Source organism: Sporomusa sp. (genome assembly GCF_057736855.1).
The window spans coordinates 1-4,991 of sequence record NZ_JBYKYF010000233.1; the positions used below are offsets into that span (position 1 = coordinate 1).

Here is a 4,991-nt window from a genome sequence, read left to right on the forward strand (position 1 = left end):
CACAATTTCATGCGCCTGATGTAGTGCTTGGCTTTGAGACCGATAATCTCCTAATTAAACATATCATCCGCAACTGCCAGCGACTGGGTATCAATTTGAACGAGATGACCGATGTGGTCGCTAAAAACTACCGTATTTCCCTGCATCTTGATCATGGAGCGTTTGTTCCCCTGTATTATCTAGCCCAAGCGGGGTTTAAAGGACAGCTTGTGCATTTGTCGGTTGGCATGCTGCCATATGAGGAAATGTATACCTTTGGCAAGGCTGTTCAGGCAGCTATTGGCCATATGGATAAGCGAGTGGCGGTTATTGCCTCAGGTGATTTGTCCCATCGTCTTACACCTGACGCGCCAGCAGGCTATAGTCCTAAGGGAGCTGAGTTTGACCGTCAGATAGTAGCGGCTCTAGAAAAAGCAGATGTGAAAGCCTTGCTTAATATAGATCCAAATCTGATCGAGGAAGCCGGAGAGTGCGGACTCCGACCCGCTTTTTTCCTTATGGGAGTTATGGGTGGACTGGAAGTTGAAAAGGTTATATCTTCTTACGAGGGTCCATTTGGTGTGGGATATGCCGTTGTGGCGTATAAAATAAAAGGGAAAAAATAGGAGGGCTACTATGCAGGCACATAGCGCACCGGTACTATTAGCCCGGGAAAGTCTTGCCTTTTATCTAAAACACGGTAGACTGATGGACAAACCGGCCGAACTCCCTGTAGAATTGTCTGGCAGGGCAGGAGTTTTTGTTTCTTTTAAAAAAGCAGGTCAATTGCGTGGTTGTATCGGCACCTATTTACCTACCCAGCCGACGATTGCCGAGGAGATTATCCGTAATGCCGTAAGTGCTGGCACAGAGGATCCACGGTTTGAGCCAATTAAGGAGGCGGAATTGCCTGCACTCGAAGTCTCGGTAGATATTCTGGGATTACCTGAGCCAGTAGAAAGCCTTGATGAACTTGATCCCAAAATCTATGGGGTAATTGTCCGGAAAGGACATCGTTCCGGCTTACTGCTGCCAGATCTTGAAGGAGTAGATACTGTCACTGAGCAGGTAAGCATAGCTAGGCAAAAAGCGGGTATCAGACCGGAAGAAACCATTGAACTATACCGTTTTACCGTAACCCGATATACATAGCTTATTGCAGGTGAACAACGTGTATGAAGCGCTTCATTACCAACAGCATGGTCAATTTGTCGGCTGTCATCTGTGTCCGAAGAACTGTAGCATTGCTGAAGGGCGGACAGGGTTTTGCCGGGTGCGGCGAAATATTGGCGGTACACTCTATAGCTTAAACTATGCGCAGGTCACATCCCAGGGGCTTGACAGAACTGAAAAAAAACCACTATACCATTTTTATCCTGGCAGCAAGATTTTATCATTTGGCACTTGGGGCTGTAACTTTGCCTGCCAATTTTGCCAAAACTGGCAGATTGCCCAAGCTCAGCCGCCGGCAGCAGTGCTTGAGCCTGAAGCGGCACTTGTTTTAGCTAAAGAATTTGTCAGTCAGGGCAATATTGGAATTGACTATACTTATTCGGAACCTAGCGTATGGTATGAATATGTGTTAGATACTGCTCGGTTAGTAAAGGCGGCAGGACTTCACAATGTCCTAATAACGAATGGTTTCATTCAGGAGCAGCCGTTAGCCGAATTGCTGCCGTTTATTGCTGCCATGAATATTGATGTAAAGGCCTTTACTAATGAATTTTATCAACAGATATGTTCTGGACAGCTAGAGCAAGTCAAACGTACGGTTGAACAAGCAGCCGGGCAATGTCATATTGAAATTACTACTTTGCTGATACCTGGCTTTAATGACAACGAAGACGAGATAACCGCTCTGGCTGAGTGGCTAGCAGGCATAAATCCCGATATACCGCTGCATTTTTCCCGGTATTTTCCTAATTACCGAATGAATGTACCGCCGACGCCGCTAAGTACGCTAGAAATGGCCTATCGAACAGCCCGTAAATACCTAAACTATGTATATATCGGCAATACTGGCGGTGACGGCACAAATACCTATTGTCCCGAATGTGGTTTTAAAGTTATTGACCGTCTTGGTGGCTATAGTTATTTGACAAGTCAGGACGATGGTACCGAAAAGCAATGCCCCCAATGCCGGAGTAGGATCGCGATTATCGGAGACATTAGGTTTTACGACAGAGGCTGGTGTTAAGTTTTGCCGCCTCTTTTTTTCTTATGACTTTTCCACCATCAAATGCAAGAGCAATCATTGAAGGTTTACATACTTAACTAACAGGAATATCCGGAATAATAATGTATACATACATAGGAAAATCTATTGCATTATTATTCAATTATGATGTATAATTATTTATAAAGGAGTGAGGTTTCATGAAAATAAGCATAATCGGGGCTACTGGCTATACAGGGGCAGAATTGCTCCGTCTGCTGGCAAGCCATCCGGTTGCCGAAGTTTTATATATTACCTCAGAAAGCCAATCAGATATAGCCATTAACGAGATATATCCTCACCTCACACGTTTTTATGAGCAAAGGCTGACTCGCTTGGCAGATTTAGCTACTATTGCGGCCGAAAGCCAAGTGATTTTTATCGGTTTACCACATGGTCACGCTATGGAAGTGGGGCGCAAAGCTACCGCCATCAATTCGAATATAAAAATTATTGACCTTGGGGCTGATTACCGCTTCAAGAATCATGCCATATATGAACAGTGGTACAAAGTACCGCATACTCATAAGGAAGCACAGGCGGTATACGGTTTGACAGAACTAAACCGCAACCAAATAAGACAGGCATCCATTATTGGTAACCCTGGTTGTTATACTACGGCTAGCATTTTGGCCTTGGCGCCATTGGTCAAAGCCGGGATCATTGACTTGAATTCCATTATTATTGATGCCAAATCCGGTGTATCTGGTGCTGGGCGGGGTTTGAGCTTGGGGTCGCACTTTACCGAGCTGTTTGAAAGCGTCAAAGCCTATAATGTTGCAGGACATCGCCACACGCCGGAAATTGAAGCCGTACTGGGGGAATTGGCTGGTCAGGAGCTGGTGATAAACTTTACTCCCCATCTTATTCCTGTAGCCCGAGGTATACTTAGTACTTGTTATGCCAAGCTAAAAGACGGCGTAACTCCTGAGCAGGTGGATGAAGCCTATAACGCTTTGTATGGACATGAATATTTTGTGCGTTTGCTGGGACAAGGCGGCTACCCGGTTACTAAGAATACTCGCGGCACGAATTTCTGTGACTTGGGCTGGCATATTGACAAACGGACCGGCAGAGTGATTGTAATTGCTGCCATTGACAATTTGGTAAAAGGCGCAGCCGGTCAGGCCATACAGAATATGAACGTTATGTTTGATATCGATGAACGGACAGGGCTGGACAATGCTCCCCTATATCCGTAGACTGCTTGCCAATATTCATCTGAGCAATACTGTACAATTATGCACGGGCAAACCAACTTGAGTATATGGAGGAATAGCATGCTAACAAAAATCACTGGCGGCATTACCGCCCCACAAGGTTTCAAAGCGGCTGGCGTTCACGCCGGCATCAAAAAGAATGGGAAAGAAGATGTAGCGATTATATATAGTACGGTTCCGGCAGCAGGAGCCGCCATGTTTACTACCAACAAGATGGCAGCCGCGCCAGTTATTGTTTCACGTCAAGCTAGTGAACGCGGAAAGATACGGGCCATTGTTGTTAACTCTGGTTGTGCGAATGCCTGCACCGGTGACCAGGGGATGGCTGATGCCCGAACTATGGTGTACGAAACCGCCAAAGCGTTAAACCTGGATACTTGCGAAGTGTTAGTATCCTCTACCGGTGTAATCGGGGTTAATCTGCCAATGGATAAAATCAAGGCAGGGATCAGCCAGGCAGCAGCCAACTTGTCAGAGCAGGGGCATGAACAAGCCTTGGCTGCGATTATGACCACTGATACATTCCCTAAAGCTTGTGCTTATGAATTCAGTATTGGCGGCAAAACCTGCAGAATTGCCGGAATTGCTAAAGGAGCCGGGATGATTCATCCCAATATGGCGACCATGTTATGCTTTATTACTACCGATGCCGCCATTGAACCACAAGTGCTAAAACAGGCACTCAGCCAAGCGATTGAGCTGTCCTTTAACATGATATCGGTAGATGGTGACACCAGTACCAACGATACGGTGGCTGTCCTAGCCAACGGCCTGGCTGGCAATGAAAAAATTACTTCAACTGATAGTCAAGGCTATCAGGAATTTTACACCGCGTTACAAACAGTTTGCACCGAACTGGCACAGCTTGTTGTACGTGATGGCGAAGGCGCCACGAAATTTCTTGAAATTAATGTCACTGGTGCAGTATCTTTTGCTGACGCAAAACGGGCAGCCATGGCGATTGCTAAATCACCATTGGTAAAAACTGCTTTCTTTGGCCAAGACCCTAATTGGGGCAGAATCCTTTGTGCTGTCGGCTACTCCGGCGCAACCACCCAGCTTGATAGAACCTCATTGACTATTGGCGATTTAACCATTGTAGTAAATGGCCAGGGAGCGGTTGGTTTTGATACTGCTAAGCTCAAAGAGGTCATGGCCGCAAAAGATATTGCTATCACCGTTGACTTAGGGATGGGTGAATCCTCTGCCACGGTGTGGACTTGCGATTTTTCCTATGAATATGTCAAGATTAACGGGGAATATACCACATGATCAATAGGATATTACTTCGAAATGGGAAGGGATGATTATATGATTAATTCAGTAGAAAAAGCGGCTGTGCTAATTGAAGCCTTACCATATTTACAGCGGTTTTCAGGTAACACGGTCGTCATTAAATATGGCGGAAATGCCATGCTTAATGATGAACTCAAAAAGAGTGTTATGCAGGATATTATTTTTCTAAAATATGCCGGCATTCGTCCTGTCGTTGTTCATGGCGGCGGCCCGGAAATTACCGGGATGCTTAAAAAGCTTGGCAAAGAAACTCAGTTTGTCAGCGGTCTGAGAGTCACTGA

6 protein-coding genes are annotated in these 4,991 nt (G+C 45.8%); all 6 read left to right on the plus strand.

From position 1 onward, the window contains the following. Positions 1 to 605 (plus strand): AmmeMemoRadiSam system protein B (gene amrB, locus AC29Z1_RS13400; RefSeq protein ID WP_488271959.1); only part of this gene is annotated, 605 nt, incomplete at its 5' end. Positions 606 to 615: 10 nt separating this feature from the next. Then, positions 616 to 1,131, plus strand: coding sequence for an AmmeMemoRadiSam system protein A (gene amrA / locus AC29Z1_RS13405; protein ID WP_488271960.1), 516 nt, complete (start codon positions 616 to 618; stop codon positions 1,129 to 1,131). A 19-nt stretch (positions 1,132 to 1,150) separates the two neighbouring features. Further along, positions 1,151 to 2,176, plus strand: a complete 1,026-nt coding sequence (gene amrS, locus AC29Z1_RS13410; RefSeq protein WP_488271961.1) for an AmmeMemoRadiSam system radical SAM enzyme — start codon at positions 1,151 to 1,153, stop codon at positions 2,174 to 2,176. Between the two features lie 179 nt (positions 2,177 to 2,355). Then, positions 2,356 to 3,396: an N-acetyl-gamma-glutamyl-phosphate reductase gene (gene argC / locus AC29Z1_RS13415; protein WP_488271962.1), complete on the plus strand. Its 1,041-nt coding sequence runs from the start codon at positions 2,356 to 2,358 to the stop codon at positions 3,394 to 3,396. A gap of 78 nt (positions 3,397 to 3,474) precedes the next feature. Beyond that, positions 3,475 to 4,686 carry a bifunctional glutamate N-acetyltransferase/amino-acid acetyltransferase ArgJ gene (gene argJ, locus AC29Z1_RS13420; protein ID WP_488271963.1) on the plus strand — a complete coding sequence of 404 codons (1,212 nt, stop codon included), beginning with the start codon at positions 3,475 to 3,477 and terminating at the stop codon, positions 4,684 to 4,686. 39 nt (positions 4,687 to 4,725) lie between these two features. Beyond that, positions 4,726 to 4,991: acetylglutamate kinase (gene argB, locus AC29Z1_RS13425; protein WP_488271964.1), on the plus strand; the 266-nt coding region annotated here is incomplete at its 3' end.

What these genes read in the sequence shown, in the direction of transcription:
- argJ (WP_488271963.1), top strand. Translation starts at nt 3,475, where the DNA reads ATGCTAACAAAAATCACTGGCGGCATTACCGCCCCACAAGGTTTCAAA.
- argC (WP_488271962.1), top strand. Translation starts at nt 2,356, where the DNA reads ATGAAAATAAGCATAATCGGGGCTACTGGCTATACAGGGGCAGAATTG.
- amrA (WP_488271960.1), top strand. Translation starts at nt 616, where the DNA reads ATGCAGGCACATAGCGCACCGGTACTATTAGCCCGGGAAAGTCTTGCC.